The sequence below is a fragment of the Flavobacterium sp. Leaf82 genome, from assembly GCF_001422725.1.
Classification (GTDB): Bacteria; Bacteroidota; Bacteroidia; order Flavobacteriales; family Flavobacteriaceae; genus Flavobacterium.
In genome coordinates, this window is sequence record NZ_LMMA01000034.1 from 14,295 (window position 1) to 33,247 (window position 18,953).

Consider the following 18,953-nt stretch of genomic DNA (forward strand, 5'->3'; position numbering starts at 1 on the left):
ACTTAATTCAATGAAGAAATCATCAACATTCTTGTTTGTAATAACTGCAGTCATCTGCTTATTTTCAAGTTGTAGTAAAGCACAGGAATCAGCTCAAAATAAAGCAGAATTGTCTAAAGATAAAAATATATTGATTGTGTATTTGTCGCGCACTAAAAACACCAAGGCTGTTGCTGAAATCATTCATAAAAATGCTGGCGGTGCATTAGTGGAACTTGAATTGGAAAAACCGTATCCTGAAGATTATAAAGCAATAGTCAGTCAGGTAGCAAATGAAAATGAAACAGGTTTTCTGCCTCCGCTAAAAACAAAAATAACAAATATTGAAAAATTTGACATTGTATTTGTAGGTTTTCCAACTTGGGGAATGCAGCTGCCCCCTCCAATGAAAAGTTTTTTAAAAGAATATAATTTGGAAGGAAAAACGCTTATTCCCTTCAATACCAATGCTGGTTATGGAATTGGAAGCAGTTTTCAAACTGTCAAAGAGTTATGTCCAAAAAGCAGTTTTTTAGAAGGTTTCTCAATCAAAGGAGGCATTGAAAGAGATGGAATTTTATTTGTAATGGAAGGCGAAAAAGAAAAACAAGTTCAGGTTGAAATCCAAAATTGGCTGAAGAAAATAAAAATGGTTAATTAATTATTCAATGAAAATGAAAGCACTTTTAAAATCAATATTATTTACAATCGCAATATTTACTTTAACAACAATGGAAGCTCAAACTGATACAATTAAAAGTTTAGATAATAAACAAAAAGCGATTGTTAGAATTGCTGCTGTGACTGCAAAAGGCGATTTAATAAAACTTAAAGAAGAACTAAATACAGGATTAGATACTGGTTTAACAATCAATCAAATCAAAGAAAGTATTGTTCATCTTTATGCTTATTGCGGATTCCCACGCAGTATTCGTGGATTACAAACTTTTATGACTGTGCTAGACGACCGAAAAGCCAAAGGTATTACTGATGTTGTTGGTGTTGAAGCATCTCCAATAAAAGAAGAAAGCAGTAAATATGAAAGAGGCAAAGCAATCTTGGAAAAGCTAACCGGAGCAAAGCAAGACGGTCCAAAAACAGGTTATTCAGCATTTGCACCTGAAATAGATACGTTTCTTAAAGAACATCTCTTTGCAGATATTTTTGAAAGAGATGTATTAACTTATGCTGAAAGAGAATTAGTAACCATTTCTGTAATAGCTAGTATTGGAGATGCAGAACCTATGTTGCAGTCACATTTAAATATTTGCCTTAATGTTGGTCTTACTCCAAGTCAGTTAAAAGATTTTGTAGGCGAAATTAAAGCAGCAACTGGTAATAAAGAAGCAAAGGCTGCACAAAAAGTACTAGAAGAAGTACTAAAAACAAGATTTAAAAAATAAATATGAAAAAAATAATATTGATAATTGCATTAATAACAATAAACATGACAAATGCACAATCTATTCATAAAAGGTATGAGCAAAATGCTTTTAAACTTGTATACGACGGCGCAATAACCAATAACGAAAAAGGAAAAGTAAACATTCATCCAGTTTCTTATAAACTTAATGGGATTGATATTGCTGCCAATGTATATACACCGGCCGATTACGATGCTTCAAAAAAATATCCGGCAGTTGTTGTTGCTCATCCTAATGGAGGTATAAAGGAACAGACAGCCGGACTTTATGCGCAGCGTTTAGCGGAATCAGGTTACATAACCATTACTGCCGATGCAGCCTATCAGGGAGCAAGCGGAGGAGAGCCTCGTCATACGGATAAACCTGCCAGCCGTATAGAAGATATTCATGGAATGGCCGATTTTATTACACAATACGCGGGAGTTGATGCAAATCGTTTGGGTGTTTTAGGTATTTGCGGTGGCGGCGGATATACTTTGAAAGCAGTACAATCAGACAAACGCTTTAAAGCAGTTGCAACTTTGAGTATGTTTAATTCAGGAGAAGTAAGACGCAATGGTTTTCAGAATTCTCAATTGGCAACTATTCAGGAGCGCCTCAAAAAAGCATCAGAAGCCCGCGCACAGGAAGCTGCAGGAGGGAAAATGATTTATGCAGGTGTAGCAAGTATTACAGATGAAGAAATTGCTAAAACTACAACCGATTTATACCGTGAAGGATATGAGTATTATTACAGAACCTATGCGCATCCAAATTCAACTTTTCTATACACAATGAGTAGTTTACTGGATTTAATGACATGGGATGCTGCCACCAATATGGATTTGATTAATCAGCCTCTTTTAATGATAGCAGGTGGTAAGGCTGATACAAAATATTTGACCGATGAAGCATTTCCTAAAGCAGTAAATGCAAAGAGTAAAGAGCTATTTGTAATTGAGGGAGCAACTCATATTCAAACGTATTGGAAACCAGAATATGTATCACAGATTGTAACCAAATTAAAGGAATTTTACCAAAGTAATCTTTAAGATCAAGAATTGGATTGTTGTTGACTACTATCAAGCATTAGAAATCAAAAAAACAGAAATTAATGAAGAAAATGAATTTTAAGAAGAGTCTAAAAATACTTATTATATTCTGCATTACAGTGGGTGCTATATCTTGTAATAATAAGAAAGATCAACTAGATAATAATACTCCAACTCCAAATGAAATTTTTTCAAAGGGAGAAAAAGTTACTAATACTAATTTTACAGGAAACGTCTGGCTGAATAATCTGGCTCAAGCTGATAGTATTAATCAGAACGCCGTAGGCAGTGTAACATTTGAACCAGGTGCAAGAACTAAATGGCACAGTCATCCTGGCGGACAGATTATATTGGCTCTTGAAGGAGTTGGGTATTATCAGGAAAAAGGAAGTCCAAAAATTATTGTTAACAAAGGAGACGTTATTAAATGTCCCGCTGATATTCAGCATTGGCACGGAGCAAGTAAAGACACCAAATTTGTTCAGGTTGCAATAACAGGAAGAGAAAAAGGGGAAACAATTTGGCTGGAAAAAGTGAGTGACACCGAGTATAGTAAATAAAAAAATTAAAGGTATTTATAGTGTTTATTAATATTTATTTGATTGGCTCTCTTTTTCTTTACTTAAAAATTTCGCACAACTACAGTAGCGATATCGGTTAGAAATTTTAAGATTTCACCTGCCTCATCAACACTAACATTCATTCCTTCATCTTTAAGCATTTTTTGTGCTGCTTGAGGTGTTATTTTGCCTTTATATTTTTCTTCACATTCCATTAGCTAAAATTTTATTAAGATAAAGATAATAATTTTAATAGAAAGTTGGTTTGTAGTTAATTATGCTTGGTTTGAATCCAGTCAGGTTGACCTTGCTGAATTTACAAACCGCTTATGTCTATAAGTTAAAGTGGGTTAAATTATGTGAAAAAGGCATAAAAAAAACGCTAAAACTGATGTTTTAACGTTTTTTTAAGAGTGACCCTTACTGCACAATTTACAAACCATTTTATGAACGATTTAAAGAAATTGGCTTATTTTCAGGTGAATTTATAAGAAAATTATTTAAAATTTCAGTTATTTCGTCCTGCCATCGTTTTATAACCAGAAATTGGGTTTGTAAATCCCTCGGATACATCATCCATGCATCTGCATTTTGGGCTATCCATTCTACTGATTGACGGCTATTGCCGATAACGGTTAGTGGTATTCTTCCATTTAAGGGTTTGGGAAGCAAATCGCCTGCATTCATATTTCCAAGTGGTGATTTTATTTGCGGAAAATCATTTTCCCATAACGCATTCATATAGTCAAGTGTTTCAGTAAAGCGCTGGCCTCTGCTTTCAAAATCAATTCCATAAGCAGGATATTCAAGTGGCCTGTCGCCTGAAGCAATGCCTAGCAGAAGTCTTCCTTCTGAGAGATTGTCAACGGATGCTGCAGCTTTGGCTATATCAATGGGATGGTGAAGTGTAGTCACAATTGCGGCTGTTGCAAGGGTAATATCTTTGGTGTGAGCGGCCATGTAACCAAGCCATACCCAAGGATCATAAACCTGACCAGCATCTCCAAATGACGGATCATACAAAGGGACATCGCGTGTCCATAGGGCTGCAAATCCGGCCTCATCCGCTCTTTTTGCCAATTCTACCTGATGTTTCATAGTAGGTATAGCACCCGGATATGATTCGATAGCAAAGAAAAAGCCGAGTGTCAGCTGGTTTTTTTTGAACATCTGGCTAAATCCAGATTTTTCAGGGGTTGTATAAGATGTTTCTAGTTTCATAATACTAAATTTGTGAAAGCCCCGGGCTAAGTAACCCGGGTTCTTCTATCTAATTAAATAATTAAAGATATTTCAGGTTTTGAACTTCTAACACATTAGAGCTGTAACAAAACCGCGCAGCATAATTGCTACAAATGCTCCAGCCAAAGCGGGCCAAAGTGTTTTTGCTAACCGTGGTCCTCCTGAAGTTAAAATAGCGATTCCGGGAAGATCCAAAGGGTGAATCAAAAAGCCTGCTCCCTGCCATAACAGCTTTGCATTAAATCCGGATTCTTGTGACATCTCATGAACAAGACCCACAAAAGCCGTGTTTCCGGCAAGGTATTTCGTTATTGCCGGCAGAACAAACATTTCGTCAATTCCCGAGGCTAAAAGTGCGGGCCTTAATGTTGTTACCAGCCATCCAATTGCACCTGCTGCCTGCAGTCCTATAACAATTACAAGCGACAATAGTAGCATCGGAATAATTCCCAGAACGGACTGTATTGCTTCATTTCCTGCTGTGTTTATTATAGAGATCAGAGAAGCTTTTTTACCTTCCACCTTTTCAACTGGGATTGATTCATGCTTTTCTATGGAAAGTCGTCGTCCAAAAATCCAGTAGGTTAAAGCTGCCGCTAACAATCCCGCAGCTAAAGATGCTAATATGGTAAAACCAATTGGCAGACCCAGTGGTGCTAAAGGAAAAGTTGCATTAGCGGGCGCAATAGCCAGAACACCTGCAAGGGTTGCACCAAGGTGGCGATTTGAAACTCCGCGCATTTCCATGATTTTCATAGTAGGCAAAGGGGCAATGAAGCTTATCAGAGTTCCTTGCAAAATTGCCACTGCTCCAAGACCGGGAAGTCCGAAGGGCTTTGTGACCGGCGAAAGCCAGGTCACAAGTTTCTCCAGAATTCCGTAGGCTTCAAGAATTCGCATAAAAATCATCAGCACAATTAAAATAGGCAACAGATTATATAATGCGACATCAAGTGCACTTTTTCCTGCGTGAAGAATTACTTCAATCACGATTTTAATCCTTGAGCTCCGTATTCAACAGCAACCCATCCGTAACCGTCGCCATCCTTTTTAACATGACCAATACCAGGAAAAGGAAGGTGTGCAGCTCCAATAGCGTATCCGCCAATTACACTTTCCGCAAGTACGCGTCGACGTGATGCAATTGCCATATCAGGATAAACATCCAATTCAATTGTTGCACCAGGATGCGGAAGCTGAATGGATGGCAGATGGGAAATATCTCCCCAGAACAACATTTTTTCATTAGCAGAAGTTACCATAAAGGCAGTATGTCCGGGAGTGTGCCCAGGAGCCTCGACAATGCTTACATATCCAGCGAAAATCTCGTCAGTAGGTAAGAAAGTTTTAAACTTTCCACTGGCAAGGTAAGGAGCAGCTGCATCTTGAGCAATAGTGACAAATATGCGCTGATCTTCAGGAAGCGTTGCGGCTGTTTCTGAATCAAGCCAGCTGCATTAGGGAAAAGAGCCTCTCCTTTATCATTGGTAATTCCGCCAATATGGTCAGGATGCATATGCGTTAGCAGGATAGTATCAACATCTTCCGGAGTATATTCAGATGCAACGATATTATCTATAAGTCGGCCCATACTTGGTCCGGCAAAATGTGCTGAACCAGCGTCGATAAGAATTAAACGTTCTCCATCATGAACAAGAAATGCATTTACTGATGTGTCAAGAGCTCCTTTTGGTGCAAGCATTTGTTTTGCAAGATCTTCACTGCGCTCCTGATCTGTTATTCCTGATAGTGACATAGGATCAAGACTTACATACCCATCGTAGATTGCAGTTACTACTAGTTCTCCCAAAGCATAACGGAAAAATCCAGGTGCCTGATTGCGAAGAATCGATTTTACTTTTTTTAAATTATCATTTTTTGAACTCTGATTTTGATCTACTTTCATTTTAATAGTTTCCATAATATTTACTGTTATTTTGTTCAGCAAATTTATGGCGGATTATCAAATAAAAACAGATGCAGATTTGTTTAAAAAAAGCAGTTCAGTTTTTTTATTTTTACAATAATAGATTTAACCGATAAGAACTAGGCGTACTTATTAAGAAATGGTTAGAGAAGATAATACAATACTCTTTCTGATATTGCTGACAGCTTTAGCTAAACGAAAAATTTCTTTTTCCCAAAAAGTAAAAATAAAAAGTTTTTTACCTTTTCTTCAAGAGAGTTACGCAATATGGAGAAGGCTTTTGTGATCTATTGAGTAACAATTAATAATCGTAGATATGTGTTTGTCATGAATTTTAGAAAGCTTAAAATTTCTGCAGCTTCTTCGTAACATCCATTCCTTCATCAGTAAGCATTTTTTATGCTTTTTGTGATTAAATTTTCCCATTATGCTTTTCTACTTAGAATTCCATAAAACTAAAATTATTGTTAATATAAAAATAACATTTTAGTAATCTTAATGTTTACAATGCTTTAGAACGGTTTGTATCCAGTGGAGTTAACTCTACAGATTTACAAACCGCTCGCTTTTTCGATGTAAAAGATGGTTAAATCTTGTCAAAAAGGCCAAAAAAAAAGCTAAAACTTTCGTTTTAACTTTTTTTTAAGAGTGACCTCGACTGGATTCAAACCAGTAACCTCTTGAGCCGTAATCAAGTGCGCTATTCAGTTGCGCCACGAGGCCTTTTTGTTATCAATTAGCTAATTTTTCGTAGCTTTGTTGATTGCTTATTGCGGGTGCAAAGATAGGAAGAAATGTGAGATATACAAGAGAAAAATAACATAAAATTAAAAAAAAATGCAGTTAGAAAATTATATACGTGATATTCAGGGTTTTCCAAAAGAAGGAATTTTGTTTAAAGATATAACTCCGCTACTAAATGACCCAATTGCGACAAAAGAATGCCTTAATATTCTAGTCGAATCTCTTAACGGGCAAAAAATAGACAAGGTAGTAGGAGCAGAAAGCCGTGGTTTTTTCTTCGGGATATTATTGGCGCAGGAATTAAATGCAGGTTTTGTTCCGGTTAGAAAACCAAAAAAGCTACCGTATAAAACAATTTCGGCTTCATATGAATTAGAATACGGCACAGACAGCTTAGAAATGCACACAGATGCAATAAAAAAAGGTGACAGGGTTTTGATCCATGACGATGTTTTGGCAACAGGAGGAACCGCAAAAGCAGTTTGTGAATTAGTAGAGAAATTAGGTGGCGAAATTGTACAATGTAATTTTCTAATGGAATTAACATTCTTGAACGGAAGAGAAAAAATAAAAGACCATCCCATTTTTTCAGCTTTGACATACTAAAACAGCATTATATTGGCGAAATAAAATTGTCTTAGGAATTTAAACTAAGACAATTTTATTTTTAATGGCATATAAAACCAAACCTATTCTGGTTTTAATTTCGAGTTTGTCAAACAAACATTCCCTGTAACCATCAATTGTTTTAGGACTCAGACACATTTCTGAGGCGATTTCCTTGTATGTTTTTTCAGTACAGGCGTGTTTTATAAAAATGATTTCCTTGTCTTTTAGATTTATTTTGCTAGTATCATTATTGGCTTTTTTTACCAGCATACCAGAGACTAATTCGGTAAAATAAAAACCTTTTTCGATCACGGATATAATGCCTTCCTTAAAAATTTCCGGCGATGTATCTTTAAGCAAATAACCTTTGGCACCGTTGGTGAGCATTTTTATAATAATTTCTTCATCGTCATTTACAGATAATGCAATAACTTTAAGATCAGGTCTGTTTTCCTTAATCCATTTCATTGTACTTACGCCGTCCAGAATTGGCATATTAACATCTAATAATATTAGATCAACATCTGCGTCAATGTTTTCCTGTAAATATGAAATGAATACTTTTCCGTTTTCAAAGCGGTTGATTACTTCAAAATCTTTAAAACTATTGATCAAAAGCTCAAGTGATTGAGAAAAAAGCAGATGATCATCTACAATAATAATTTTATTTTTAGGTTTCATCGGGTTTAGTTAAGGGGTATTCTAAAGTTACGGTTGTTCCTGATGCATTTGATTTCATGATTAATGTTGCGCCAATTAATTTGGCTCTTAACTTCATGTTGTTTAATCCTGATCCTGGATTTGTTTTTAGAGGATCATAACCAATTCCAAAATCTTTCATTTCCAGATAAAAAACATCCGTTGTTGTGGTAATATTTACTTCAAATAAATCACTGTGAGAATGTTTTAGACTGTTATGTATCGCTTCTTGAAAAATGCGGTAAATAAACAAATCATGTTCTTCGTTTATACTTGGTATTTCGCCTGTAAAGTTATAATTATATTGAATATTTTTTAACTTTTTTATACGCTCCAAATCTTGTTTTATTGCTTCTATAAAATTGGTTTGCAGTAAGTTGTCTTTGTTGATTATGCGTGACAAAATGCGTATTTCGTCGAGGGATTTTGCAAGGATTTCTTTAAGATCTGATAATTCGTTACCATGAACAGGTTTTCCGCTATCGATGTACATGTTGAGCTGCATGATGCCAACAGATACAATTTGACCAATATTGTCATGAAGTTCTTTACTGATCTCGCTTAAAGTCTGATCCTTGATTTCGATTCTCGTTTTTATCAATTCTGATTGAAAGTACAATTCTGATTCCATTTTTTCGACGAGGTAGGTATTCTTTTTCTTTAAAAAATAAAAGAATATAACAAGCAGAATAACCAGTAAAGTAAAAAAAACAATACCTAACGAAATTACTAATAATTGTATTTCTTTTCGCTCCATAAAAATCCAATAATAAAACAACTGTGCGTTAGAAAATTTAAAATAAATAATACCAGACTAAAAACTGATTCATCTTCTTTGATCAAAAACCATTTTATAGCCAGCATAAACGGCAAAACTGGCACATGAAAGACCAAAAGACCTAATATATACCAGAAAAACACAGATTTTTTGAAGTTTAAAATTTTATCAGAATTAAAATTTTCTATCAAATATAAGCAAGATAATATCATAACTATCAGAACGCCAATGGCAAAACTATATATGAACGAGTGATTTATATCTTCTTTGTAATATAAAATATTTAAAAGAAAAGAAAATACAAACAAAACCAAACATAAAACAGCGGTTCCTTTATGATTAATTTTTATCAATAAACTCCTGAGAAGCAGGATATATGAACAAAAAGTAACGAACATGTAAATGTTGAAAACATAATAATTTAAGACGCCCGTCCATTCTGTAAAATGATATCCCACTATTTCTACCAAAACAGAAAACCATATTAAAACAACTAAGAATTTTGCTCTTTTACTGGGGAGTTTATGCAGCGATATCAGTCCAATAATACCGGATAATAAAGCTAAATAGACAATATAAAATCTTAGAATTTCAAACATAATTTTTTAATATAATAAAGCTGGCGGTCTTCCAATACTGCCATAATTCATAGGTTCAATAGTCGATATATCTTTGTTTTCTTCTTCACGGACTAATGCAAAAGTTTGTATTTCAGTTGGATCTATGGTATTTATTCTAATTCTTTTGCCTGTTGCTGTTAGAAATATCGTCATCAAACCTGCTTTTTCAGCATATTTTTTCTCTTCGGGATATACGCCAAAATAAAAACGGATTCCGTTTACGGTATAACCCGTTTTTTCACCCTTTGTTTTTATATAATGAATATAATTTTCGAGTTCTTCAAGCGAAAACCAAACGGCATTTGCATCTTCTTTTTTTATGTATTTCGCAATAATACTGGCTCGGTACTTCATAAAATTTGAATGTAATTCTTTACCAAATTTCTTAGTAATTAATTGGGACGGTCTTCCTGGTTCTTTTTTCATAATCTTAAAAATTAAATCATCGATTGGTTAAATGGTTAATTAATTGTTTTGTAAAGTTTTAAACAAAACTTAAGAGCAAAATTATTTCAAACGCATAAAGCAGGCAAGGGGAAATATACCCTTTTTTTAGAGGGTAAATTTATTTAAAAAATAGGGTTAAAGTGCTGTTTTGTAGTAATTTATAAAAAACCAATTTTACATCGTTCATTTTCGTGCACAAAATGGATAGGCGAAATCTGAAAAGCCTGTTAAAAGAGTAAGAACTAATTGTAATACTAAAAGTTATGAGTTTATATCATGAAGTTTTTCAAGGAGAATCATTCAGCGAAGACAATTATTTTGAAGCTGTACGATATGTTTTAGGTCCGGAATATTCAAATTTAAATGAAAATGAATTAGAGGACGTTCTGTTGTCAAGAGTAGATCAAATGTCTGAAAGTGAGGCCGAAGGATTTTGGTCCAGTTTAGGAAATGTTGCCAGCAGTATTGGATCCGGAGTTCTGCGAGGAGTTTCGGCAGTTGCTCCCATAGCAGGAACAGCGATTGGCACTTATTTTGGTGCTCCGCAAATTGGTGGTGCCGTAGGAGGATTGGTGAGTAATCTTGCCGGATCTGCCAGTACAGCATTAGACAATAGCCGCCAGCAGCAAAGACCCGCACAACCACAACGCAGACCTGCCTATAACAACAGACCACGACAAAATCCGTCACCAATTGGTCAGGCATGGAACAATACAACCAGATATCTGGCAGATGCCGGCAGAGCAGCTATTCCGGCTATTCAGCAATATGTACAAAACAATCCGGTACAATTGCGTCCGCAGGCAGCACAGGATATTGGCAGGGTTCAGGGATTGTACAACCAGCTTGGAGGCGTAATCAATAATCCGCAATTTCAAGCCGGACAAGCACAACAAAGCTTAGGTACTGCAAGCCCAAATGCGCCCATCGAAAGCCATTCTTTTGCAGAATTAATCGAAAGTGTGAATTACCTCACTGAGAATATTTTATACGAATATTACAACGGAGGATTAATTCCTACTGAAGATTATTATGTAGATCAATACGGTCAGTTTGTGGGCACAAATACACCAAACCGCATTAACCGACTTGAAAATTCTATTGCCAGTTTATAAAAAAACTTAAAAGTTATACCAATGGATGCTTATATAGAATATTTGAAAGAACACAATCCTGAAATGGCTAAATACTTTGAGTTGATGCAGCCTATGATGGAGAAAAAAGAACCGGAAGAGGAAAAAGAAACCCCTAAAATTGATTTGGAACTTGAAGAAAGAATCAGGAAACTAAAAAAAATCAATCATAAGCTTTTTACCATCATCGAAGGATTAAAATTTCAATTGGAATTTGAAATAAACCAAAACGATGATTTAGCAAAAGCTATTGGCGCGTGTACAGAATGTTTTGGCGAAAATATAGATTGTCCGGAATGTTTTGGAACAGGAAAACCAGGCAATAGTATTCCGGATTTCATTCTTTTTAATAAATATATCCAGCCTGCCATCCAGAAATATAACAAACATTATTTCAATAAAAATTAACCTTTAAATTTAAAATTATGAGTTATTTCGAAAGTTATTTAGACGAAGATTTACTAAATGAAGACTATTATAATGAAGATTTGCTAAGCGAAGATTTATTAGAGAGCTACGATGAAAGTTATGATGAAGCGGCAAAACGCAGAAGACCATCAACACGAAGCATCAGACCCAATGTGAGTTCTGCTGTTAAGCAAAGATCAAACTTTGGAAAAGCCTTAAGTGGAAGAGCAAATGATTACGCTACTAAAAGTGAGTTGAAAAAATCACTTGACTCAATTTCAAATCAGGTCAACGAGCTTAAAAAGACTTCGCTTGCTACCAATAAAGCCTTAGTTTCATTAGATCAAAAACACACAGAATTTGCAAAAATAGACGCCAGAAAAGGCGACAACCAAACAAAGGTTTTAAAAAATATGCAAATGATGAGCATGATGGGATCGCTTTTGAATCAGCCAAAATTAAAACCAGAAAATCTGGAAATTGTAGCTGATACCAAAGATAAAGACGGAAATGTACTAACTACAAAAATCGTTGAAAAAACGAATACAAGTGCTATTTACGTAGATCAAACCCTGTCGCTGTTGTTGCCTATGATGACCACAATGGGAGATTCAGGTTCCGGAAAATCAGACAATAATATGATGTTACCATTAGTCTTAATTATGTCTCAACAAAATAAAGACACTACAAACAATAACAACATATTACCACTAGCAATGGTGATGATGATGAACAAGTAATATTAAAAAAGGGCAAGTGGATCCCCAATTGCCCTTTTATTTCTATTAACCTTAAAAACATGAAAAGATGAATCCATTTAATTTACTAATTAATTATGTAATTGCAAATAGCAGAGCAAGTTATTATAATGTTTCAGGAAATCAGGAAGTAACAAATACAGCTCTTTTGACGGGTATGATTTCAGAAAACACCTTGCTGAGTTATTTAATTATTGATAACAAAGCAAAATCAGAAGGGGAGAATTCCAATACTTCAACACCAGTAGTAATTCCTGCAGCTACACACAGTACTAAGGAATTACAACAGTCAGGATCAGGAACTTCGCAAACACCAGTTAAAGAAGAACCTAAAAAAGAAACTACTGTGCCAAACGAAGAAAGTCTTAGCCTGAAAACCTTTGAGACTTTTAAAAATGATATTACAACAAGTAATAAAAAAATAGAAGAATTAGAAGAAAAAATAAATGAACTGGCCGGATTAAGAGAAAAGCTGGAATCTTTTGATAAAGAAAAAAAAGGAATAATCGATTCTATTGAAGAAATCGAAAAAAGGCTGGATGAAATTGCAAAAACAAATCAGTCAATTGTTGCAAAACCAACTGAGCCTGATGTAAAAGTGCAATCTAAAACCAATACAAAATGAAAACTGTAGCGGTTAGTCAGGATGTAAATGGCGGAATAACAGAAAAGAATACTATTCTAATTCTGGAAAAGCTAAATAATCTTCGGGATAGTTTATTTAAAAATGAGATAAAATTTTCGAAGAAAGCAAAAGAAGAAAAGTTGTACTTATTTAAAAATATGGTTTCTAAAACAATTTTGTCTTTGGGAAATAACAGTGAAACGTATCTTAAAATAGTAGAAGATGTCAATTTTTCTAAACTTGAAAAAGAAGATCAGGATTTTATTCTGGGACTGGAAAAAGCAGGGTTTAAAAACAGCAAATACATTAGTGAGATCAAGTCATATATCGATAAAGAAAATAATTTAGAAACTGTTTTTAGTGTTGTTGTGGAGGAGAATATCTATTTAACTCTTTTAAACATGGAGCTCAGCAGAATAAGCGGAAAACTTCTGAATTTCATTTAAAAAATAAACTCATGGATCCCAGACTTAAAATCATATTATATGGTAATCCGGACGAGGAACTGTCCTTGCTTATGCGATTGGAAAAAGAAAAGGATTATCCCGATAATTGCAAAATCATTACAGAATTTGGAAAAATTGTAAGTATTACCACGAAGCGTCGTCATCTGCTCTCTATTTATAACAGCAAAAAAGTAAAAAGCCTAAAAGCTCCAACTGTAGTTCCTGTCAATGAAATCATGGAGCAATTTCCTGAAAACCAAATTCTCGATAAAAAAAATAATGTTTCCGGAGATACTATATCTAATGTCATGTTTGGGATTATTGATTTTGGTTTTGACTTTACACATCCTGATTTTATTGTGAACGGTAAAACCCGTTTCGAAAAAATATGGGTACAATCAGATCGATATGATGGTAACGCTTACGGATACGGAAGAATTATTACCAAAGAACAAATCAATGAAGCGCTTCTGGACGAGTTTCCGTTTAAAAAACTGGGCTATCATCCCGGTAAAACAGATTTGTTCGGAAACGGAACTCATGGCACGCATGTTCTTGGTATTGCCTGTGGTAACGGCGCCGTAGCAACAAAAAGTTATGCGCCAAATGTTCCTATTACGGCTGTAGATCTGGGATTAAACAACATCAACGGATCAAATTTATCATTGGGAGATTCTGTAAAAACATCTCACGGATTGCATTTTTGTACCGCTACAGCAGATAAAATGCCGCTTGTAATTAATATGAGTTTAGGAGGTCACGGCGATGCGCATACTGGAGAAACTTTGCTGGAGCAAATTATAGATCATATTTTGACCACCAGAAAAGGAACGGCAATTGTTCAGAGTACAGGAAATTATCATCAGGCAAATGTGCATACTTACGGAGATATTAAACCAAACCAGAAAGTAAAAATTCCGTGGATGTTTAAGAAAAATGACCGTACGCCAAACGAAATGGAAATTTGGTATCACGGCGACGATATTCTAAGTGTCAATATTTATGATGATAACCAGAATATCCTGCTTTCGTCGACGCCTTTTAAAGATGAAATAATTGTAAAAGATGATGACGAAGTGGGGATTTGCCTTCACAGATGCAACGAGCCAAATACCAATAAAAATCAAATTAATATTTTGATCAATGGCAAATTAAATTCAAAATTCTGGACAATTGAACTGGTTGGCAAAACGGTCAAAAACGGACGATATCATTGTTATATTGAGCGTGACGATGGTGGTCAGTCTATTTTTTTGCCTGCAATTGCCAATAAAACGCACACCACCAATTCTATTTGTAATTCGAAATACAGTATAGTAGTTGGCGCCTACAACCAGAGTGACGAAACAAAACCTATTTTGTCTTTTAGCAGTTCCGGACCTACAGCTGACGGAAGAATGAAACCGGAACTTGTTGCGCCTGGTTTTAAAATAAAATCATCGTGCTCGTCTTCAAGTCGGGAAAACAGAGCAGCAAATAAGCTAACTTCTAAAAGCGGCAGTAGTATGGCTGCGCCTTATGTAGCTTCTTTAGTAATGAAAATTCTCGAAAAAGAACCTGAACTGGATATTATTGCCATCAGAAAAAAACTTTTTGCGGCCTGTGATACCGCTTTTTTCAATGAAAATAATTTCGAAGTTTTCAGGGCAGGACACGGTTACATTAATCCTAATAAAATAACATAAATCAGGAATAAAATGGAAAATTTAGTTTCGAATATACCAGTTATAAATCAAAATAGAAATCCCGTGAATCGTCGTGGGATATTAAATAGTGTTGGCTTAAATGCGGTCAATAATCCTGCGGATGTATTGCAAATTCAAAATTATCTCAAAGCATTAGGATATCCTGTCCAGACAAATGGCAATGTTGTAAACGATCAAACAGACAATACCATTATTTCTATCCTGAACTTTCAGGCAAATAACGGAGTTCAGGTTACAGGAATTATAAATCCTAATGATCAGACTTATAATGCTTTGAAACAACTAAATAATGCAAGTGTTTTGCTGACCGAAGATGTAGATGAATCATTGCATCAGCCTTTTTTTACCAATTCGTTTATTTTTAGACGAAATGCAGGAAATGCGAATACGCTTAATGTTATTTTCGAAGGCGATTCGTGGCTGGATTATCCTGTGCCCAGAATTTTAGATTTGTATGATACTATTACAGATCACAATCAAAGGCTTAACCTGAATTGTCTGCACTTAGCAAAATTTGGAGAAACAACCTCACAGATGTATGCTGATAAAACAAATTTTGTGCAATATATAAGTAGTTATCGTATTGATAGAATTTATTTTAGCGGAGGCGGAAATGATGTATTTCCTCAACTTGGCAGAATTCTAAATGCAGGAGTTACTTTATTTGATGCTTCTTTTTTTACTGATGCAGCAAAATTAAATGAACTAAAAGCAATGCCTTCAGGAGATTCTTTATATCAAAAATGCATTTTGTATAAAAGATATTTAAATACAACCGCGTTTGATGCTGCTCTTTTTAATACCGTTAATCTCAACGGAATTTTTACTGTTATTATGCGAAATTATCTTGGTTTTGGCAGTATAATAAACGCGCATTCAACACCCAATACGATATTTTATATGCATACTTATGATTATCCATTATTTAAACTGGGAGTCAGACCTTCGATTGTAGGAGTTGATTTGCCGTTAGGACCGTGGATTAAACCTGTTTTTGACCGATTGAGAATTACAGATGACATTCTAAAAGCCTATATCATTATTCGTTTACTGGATAAATTTCATGCTCTTTTGGTGCAAATTAAAAACCATTTTAATTATTATGGATATCGCTTTCAAAGCAGAATAATTGATTACCGCGGACTTTTAAATTCATCTGATTACTGGAGAGATGAAATTCATCCTAATTCAGTTGGAGCGCGAAGATTGTCGACGCGAGTTAATTTTTAAAACAAAAAACCCGACTTTACAAAGTCGGGTTTTATATATAATGAGAAACAAGATTTATCTTAAACTTGCTCCAAGCTCAGTCTCAAATGTTTGTTGCAATTTAGACATGATTTTATCAATTTGAGCGTCTGTAAGCGTTTTTGTATTGTCCTGAATCGTGAAACTCAACGCATACGACTTTTTACCTTCCGGAAGTTTTTCTCCTTCATAAACATCAAATAAATTAACGTCTTTTAAAAGCGCTTTTTCAGATTGTTTTGCCAGGTTATAAATACTTTCATAAGTTGTGTTCTTATCGATCAACAACGCTAAATCCCTGCGAACCTCAGGATATTTAGGAATTTCAGAATATTTGATTTTTCCGGTAATGATTTTTAAAATCAGGTCCCAGTTAAAATCAGCGAAATAAACATCTTGTTTGATTCCAAAATGTTTTAGGATTGGTTTTTTAATTACACCCATTTCTACCAATGTATCATTGTTGTAGCAAATAGCTGTTCCTTCAGAGAAAATATCAGTCTGAACCGGCGCATTCGAAATTTTTTCAATTCCTAAACGTGCTAAAATTCCTTTTACATATCCTTTTAATAAAAAGAAATCAGTAGTTTTTTGAGGATTTGTCCAGCTTTCCTTATTTCTGTTTCCGGAAATTAATAAAGTAAGATGTTTGTGCTCCTCGTATCCGTTCAGGTATTTATGATAAGATTTTCCGAATTCGAATAATTTTAAATCAGCATTTTTTCTATTGATATTATAAGAGATCGCTTCTAAACCGGAAAATAATAACGATTGACGCATGGTAGATAAATCACTACTAAGCGGATTAAGCATCGTAACATTGTGTTCTTCTTTTAAAACGCTCGATAACTTAGCATAAGAAGCCGTTGTTAAAGAGTTTGCCATCATTTCATGAAATCCCTGAGAATTTAATTGAGACGCAATAACGTTTTGTACTTTATAATCTTCTGTTCTTGGCGAATTAGAAACAGTTGCATTGAATTTTTTAGAGAAATTAATGTTGTTATAACCATAAACTCTCAAAATCTCTTCGATTACATCAATTTCACGCTGCACATCTACGCGATACGCCGGAATTGTTAATCCTAAACCAGAATCAGAAACACTGTTTACTTTAATATCTAATGAAACCAGGATTTTTTTGATGGTATCTTTTGGAATTTCCTGTCCGATGATTTTCGATACATGGCTGAAATTCAATAAAACCGAAAAATCTTCTACTTTTTTAGGATAAACTTCCACAACATCCGAAGTAATTTTTCCGCCCGCAACTTCCTGAATTAACAAAGCCGCACGTTTCAGCGCATATTCTGTAATAGTAGGATCAATACCTCTTTCAAATCTAAAAGAAGCATCCGTATTTAATTGATGTCTTTTTGCCGTTTTACGAATACTAACAGCATCAAAATAAGCACTTTCTAAGAATATTGTAGTTGTACCGTCTGATACGCCAGATTTTTTTCCTCCAAAAACTCCCGCAATACAAAGCGGACCTTTTTCGTCGCAAATCATTAAATCTTCTTTGTGCAGTGTTCTTTCAACATCGTCTAAAGTCACAAATTTTGTACCTTCTGGAAGTGTTTTTACAATTACTTTTCCGTTAATTTTCGCAGCATCAAAAGCATGAAGTGGCTGTCCTAATTCATGTAAAACATAATTAGTAACGTCGACAATATTATTTTTTGGAGTTAACCCAATAGCTTTTAAACGATCCTGTAACCACGCAGGAGATTGTTGAACCGAAATTCCTGAAATCGTTACACCACAATATCTTGGTGCTAAAAGAGGTTCCTCTACATTAACATCGATTTTTAAAGTACGCATGTCAACTCTAAAATTACTCACAGATGGCGTGATTAATTCTACGTTTACACCACGTTGCAACATTCCCGCTCTTAAGTCACGCGCAGTTCCGTAATGGCTCATTGCATCAGCACGATTAGGCGTTAACCCAATTTCGAAAACTTCATCATTGGCAATCTGGAAAACTTCTGCAGCAGGAGTTCCGGGAATTAAAGCTTCGTCCAGAATCATGATTCCGTCATGTCCAGTCCCTAAACCCAATTCATCTTCGGCACAAATCATTCCGTGACTTTCCTGTCCACGAATTTTTCCTTTTTTAATGGTAAATTCACCACCATCTTTATCATATAAAATAGTTCCTATAGTAGCCACAGGAACTTTTTGTCCCGCTGCAACATTAGCAGCACCACAAACGATTTGTATAGGAGCTTCTAAACCAATGTTTACTGTTGTAATGTTTAATCTGTCAGCATCAGGATGCTTCTCGCAAGTAAGTACGTGTCCTACAACAACTCCTTCTAAACCGCCTTTAACTGATTGGTATTTTTCGACAACTTCAACTTCCAGACCCAAATCTGTTAGTAATTCTGAAGTTTGTTCAGATGTCCAGTCCGTTTTAATGAATTGTTTTAACCAGTTGTAAGATATTTTCATGTTAACTTTTTTATTCTTGAATAAGGATACAAATATAAGGATTGCGTGTGGTAGTAAGAAACAATTTATTTGGTTTTTTCGAGCTGATTTTATTTCATTTAAAACGTGCTGT

At 34.9% G+C, this 18,953-nt stretch carries 21 protein-coding genes, 1 tRNA gene and 1 pseudogene; 12 read left to right on the plus strand and 11 right to left on the minus strand.

All coding sequences use genetic code 11. The annotated features are described in order from the left end of the window. The first annotated feature begins 10 nt into the window (after positions 1-10). The 4 genes from ASF10_RS19715 to ASF10_RS19730 all read left to right on the plus strand — a co-directional run bounded on the left by ASF10_RS19715 (position 11) and on the right by ASF10_RS19730 (position 2,994). The gene (locus tag ASF10_RS19715; RefSeq protein WP_056253081.1) at positions 11-640 is read left to right on the plus strand and encodes a flavodoxin; all 630 of its coding nucleotides are present in this window, start codon (positions 11-13) and stop codon (positions 638-640) included. A 7-nt stretch (positions 641-647) separates the two neighbouring features. Further along, the gene (locus tag ASF10_RS19720; protein WP_056253083.1) at positions 648-1,382 is read left to right on the plus strand and encodes a carboxymuconolactone decarboxylase family protein; all 735 of its coding nucleotides are present in this window, start codon (positions 648-650) and stop codon (positions 1,380-1,382) included. 2 nt (positions 1,383-1,384) lie between these two features. Beyond that, complete coding sequence (locus tag ASF10_RS19725; RefSeq protein ID WP_056253086.1) at positions 1,385-2,434, plus strand: alpha/beta hydrolase; 1,050 nt, start codon at positions 1,385-1,387, stop codon at positions 2,432-2,434. 62 nt (positions 2,435-2,496) lie between these two features. Continuing rightward, positions 2,497-2,994: a cupin domain-containing protein gene (locus ASF10_RS19730; protein WP_082472475.1), complete on the plus strand. Its 498-nt coding sequence runs from the start codon at positions 2,497-2,499 to the stop codon at positions 2,992-2,994. 62 nt (positions 2,995-3,056) lie between these two features. Here the strand turns inward: ASF10_RS19730 and ASF10_RS24280 are convergent, their stop codons facing one another. From ASF10_RS24280 to ASF10_RS19755, 7 genes and pseudogenes are all read right to left on the minus strand, one after another. Beyond that, positions 3,057-3,209 (minus strand): hypothetical protein, encoded by a 153-nt coding sequence (locus tag ASF10_RS24280; RefSeq protein WP_157849073.1) that lies wholly within the window; start codon positions 3,207-3,209, stop codon positions 3,057-3,059. Positions 3,210-3,438: 229 nt separating this feature from the next. Then, positions 3,439-4,215, minus strand: coding sequence for a TIGR03571 family LLM class oxidoreductase (locus tag ASF10_RS19735; RefSeq protein WP_056253089.1), 777 nt, complete (start codon positions 4,213-4,215; stop codon positions 3,439-3,441). A gap of 87 nt (positions 4,216-4,302) precedes the next feature. Beyond that, the gene (locus ASF10_RS19740) at positions 4,303-4,977 is read right to left on the minus strand and encodes a hypothetical protein (protein WP_241774990.1); all 675 of its coding nucleotides are present in this window, start codon (positions 4,975-4,977) and stop codon (positions 4,303-4,305) included. Between the two features lie 72 nt (positions 4,978-5,049). Next, positions 5,050-5,145, minus strand: a pseudogene (locus ASF10_RS24730) (hypothetical protein); the annotation flags it as partial. A 77-nt stretch (positions 5,146-5,222) separates the two neighbouring features. Next, positions 5,223-5,498 carry a hypothetical protein gene (locus tag ASF10_RS19745; RefSeq protein ID WP_056253098.1) on the minus strand — a complete coding sequence of 92 codons (276 nt, stop codon included), beginning with the start codon at positions 5,496-5,498 and terminating at the stop codon, positions 5,223-5,225. Positions 5,499-5,542: 44 nt separating this feature from the next. Next, positions 5,543-6,184: an MBL fold metallo-hydrolase gene (locus ASF10_RS19750; RefSeq protein WP_131726562.1), complete on the minus strand. Its 642-nt coding sequence runs from the start codon at positions 6,182-6,184 to the stop codon at positions 5,543-5,545. A gap of 628 nt (positions 6,185-6,812) precedes the next feature. Continuing rightward, positions 6,813-6,886, minus strand: a tRNA-Arg gene (locus ASF10_RS19755). Positions 6,887-7,000: 114 nt separating this feature from the next. Between ASF10_RS19755 and ASF10_RS19760 the strand changes: the two genes are divergently transcribed. Continuing rightward, a complete protein-coding gene (locus ASF10_RS19760) occupies positions 7,001-7,513 on the plus strand; it encodes an adenine phosphoribosyltransferase (RefSeq protein WP_056253102.1) in 513 nt (170 codons plus the stop codon). A gap of 39 nt (positions 7,514-7,552) precedes the next feature. On the opposite strand, the gene ASF10_RS19765 is transcribed toward ASF10_RS19760, so the two are convergent. From ASF10_RS19765 to ASF10_RS19780, 3 genes are all read right to left on the minus strand, one after another. After that, positions 7,553-8,197, minus strand: a complete 645-nt coding sequence (locus tag ASF10_RS19765; protein WP_056253105.1) for a response regulator transcription factor — start codon at positions 8,195-8,197, stop codon at positions 7,553-7,555. Continuing rightward, positions 8,187-8,846 carry a sensor histidine kinase gene (locus tag ASF10_RS19770; protein ID WP_241774992.1) on the minus strand — a complete coding sequence of 220 codons (660 nt, stop codon included), beginning with the start codon at positions 8,844-8,846 and terminating at the stop codon, positions 8,187-8,189. Before ASF10_RS19770 ends, ASF10_RS19765 begins: the two co-directional genes overlap by 11 nt. Before the next feature lie 752 nt (positions 8,847-9,598). After that, positions 9,599-10,039: a hypothetical protein gene (locus ASF10_RS19780; RefSeq protein ID WP_056253114.1), complete on the minus strand. Its 441-nt coding sequence runs from the start codon at positions 10,037-10,039 to the stop codon at positions 9,599-9,601. A 284-nt stretch (positions 10,040-10,323) separates the two neighbouring features. Here ASF10_RS19780 and ASF10_RS19785 point away from each other — a divergent pair, with 284 nt between their 5' ends. From ASF10_RS19785 to ASF10_RS19815, 7 genes are all read left to right on the plus strand, one after another. Continuing rightward, positions 10,324-11,175, plus strand: a complete 852-nt coding sequence (locus ASF10_RS19785) for a hypothetical protein (protein ID WP_056253116.1) — start codon at positions 10,324-10,326, stop codon at positions 11,173-11,175. Positions 11,176-11,196: 21 nt separating this feature from the next. Then, positions 11,197-11,601: a hypothetical protein gene (locus ASF10_RS19790; protein ID WP_056253119.1), complete on the plus strand. Its 405-nt coding sequence runs from the start codon at positions 11,197-11,199 to the stop codon at positions 11,599-11,601. A 17-nt stretch (positions 11,602-11,618) separates the two neighbouring features. Next, complete coding sequence (locus tag ASF10_RS19795; RefSeq protein ID WP_056253122.1) at positions 11,619-12,341, plus strand: hypothetical protein; 723 nt, start codon at positions 11,619-11,621, stop codon at positions 12,339-12,341. Positions 12,342-12,408: 67 nt separating this feature from the next. Next, positions 12,409-12,984, plus strand: coding sequence for a hypothetical protein (locus ASF10_RS19800; protein ID WP_056253125.1), 576 nt, complete (start codon positions 12,409-12,411; stop codon positions 12,982-12,984). Beyond that, on the plus strand, positions 12,981-13,430 hold the full coding sequence (locus ASF10_RS19805) for a hypothetical protein (protein WP_056253127.1): 450 nt from the start codon (positions 12,981-12,983) through the stop codon (positions 13,428-13,430). Before ASF10_RS19800 ends, ASF10_RS19805 begins: the two co-directional genes overlap by 4 nt. 11 nt (positions 13,431-13,441) lie before the next feature. After that, positions 13,442-15,115: a S8 family serine peptidase gene (locus ASF10_RS19810; RefSeq protein ID WP_056253130.1), complete on the plus strand. Its 1,674-nt coding sequence runs from the start codon at positions 13,442-13,444 to the stop codon at positions 15,113-15,115. Between the two features lie 12 nt (positions 15,116-15,127). After that, positions 15,128-16,366, plus strand: a complete 1,239-nt coding sequence (locus ASF10_RS19815; RefSeq protein ID WP_056253132.1) for a peptidoglycan-binding domain-containing protein — start codon at positions 15,128-15,130, stop codon at positions 16,364-16,366. Between the two features lie 54 nt (positions 16,367-16,420). Here the strand turns inward: ASF10_RS19815 and pheT are convergent, their stop codons facing one another. Beyond that, complete coding sequence (gene pheT / locus ASF10_RS19820) at positions 16,421-18,841, minus strand: phenylalanine--tRNA ligase subunit beta (RefSeq protein WP_056253136.1); 2,421 nt, start codon at positions 18,839-18,841, stop codon at positions 16,421-16,423. Between the last annotated feature and the right edge of the window lie 112 nt (positions 18,842-18,953).

Coding starts and splice junctions, on each gene's coding strand:
- ASF10_RS19715 (WP_056253081.1), top strand. CDS start 11: ATGAAGAAATCATCAACATTCTTGTTTGTAATAACTGCAGTCATCTGC.
- ASF10_RS19720 (WP_056253083.1), top strand. CDS start 648: ATGAAAATGAAAGCACTTTTAAAATCAATATTATTTACAATCGCAATA.
- ASF10_RS19725 (WP_056253086.1), top strand. CDS start 1,385: ATGAAAAAAATAATATTGATAATTGCATTAATAACAATAAACATGACA.
- ASF10_RS19730 (WP_082472475.1), top strand. CDS start 2,497: ATGAAGAAAATGAATTTTAAGAAGAGTCTAAAAATACTTATTATATTC.
- ASF10_RS24280 (WP_157849073.1), bottom strand. CDS start 3,209: ATGGAATGTGAAGAAAAATATAAAGGCAAAATAACACCTCAAGCAGCA.
- ASF10_RS19735 (WP_056253089.1), bottom strand. CDS start 4,215: ATGAAACTAGAAACATCTTATACAACCCCTGAAAAATCTGGATTTAGC.
- ASF10_RS19740 (WP_241774990.1), bottom strand. CDS start 4,977: ATGCGCGGAGTTTCAAATCGCCACCTTGGTGCAACCCTTGCAGGTGTT.
- ASF10_RS19745 (WP_056253098.1), bottom strand. CDS start 5,498: ATGGTAACTTCTGCTAATGAAAAAATGTTGTTCTGGGGAGATATTTCC.
- ASF10_RS19760 (WP_056253102.1), top strand. CDS start 7,001: ATGCAGTTAGAAAATTATATACGTGATATTCAGGGTTTTCCAAAAGAA.
- ASF10_RS19765 (WP_056253105.1), bottom strand. CDS start 8,197: ATGAAACCTAAAAATAAAATTATTATTGTAGATGATCATCTGCTTTTT.
- ASF10_RS19770 (WP_241774992.1), bottom strand. CDS start 8,846: ATGGAATCAGAATTGTACTTTCAATCAGAATTGATAAAAACGAGAATC.
- ASF10_RS19780 (WP_056253114.1), bottom strand. CDS start 10,039: ATGAAAAAAGAACCAGGAAGACCGTCCCAATTAATTACTAAGAAATTT.
- ASF10_RS19785 (WP_056253116.1), top strand. CDS start 10,324: ATGAGTTTATATCATGAAGTTTTTCAAGGAGAATCATTCAGCGAAGAC.
- ASF10_RS19790 (WP_056253119.1), top strand. CDS start 11,197: ATGGATGCTTATATAGAATATTTGAAAGAACACAATCCTGAAATGGCT.
- ASF10_RS19795 (WP_056253122.1), top strand. CDS start 11,619: ATGAGTTATTTCGAAAGTTATTTAGACGAAGATTTACTAAATGAAGAC.
- ASF10_RS19800 (WP_056253125.1), top strand. CDS start 12,409: ATGAATCCATTTAATTTACTAATTAATTATGTAATTGCAAATAGCAGA.
- ASF10_RS19805 (WP_056253127.1), top strand. CDS start 12,981: ATGAAAACTGTAGCGGTTAGTCAGGATGTAAATGGCGGAATAACAGAA.
- ASF10_RS19810 (WP_056253130.1), top strand. CDS start 13,442: ATGGATCCCAGACTTAAAATCATATTATATGGTAATCCGGACGAGGAA.
- ASF10_RS19815 (WP_056253132.1), top strand. CDS start 15,128: ATGGAAAATTTAGTTTCGAATATACCAGTTATAAATCAAAATAGAAAT.
- pheT (WP_056253136.1), bottom strand. CDS start 18,841: ATGAAAATATCTTACAACTGGTTAAAACAATTCATTAAAACGGACTGG.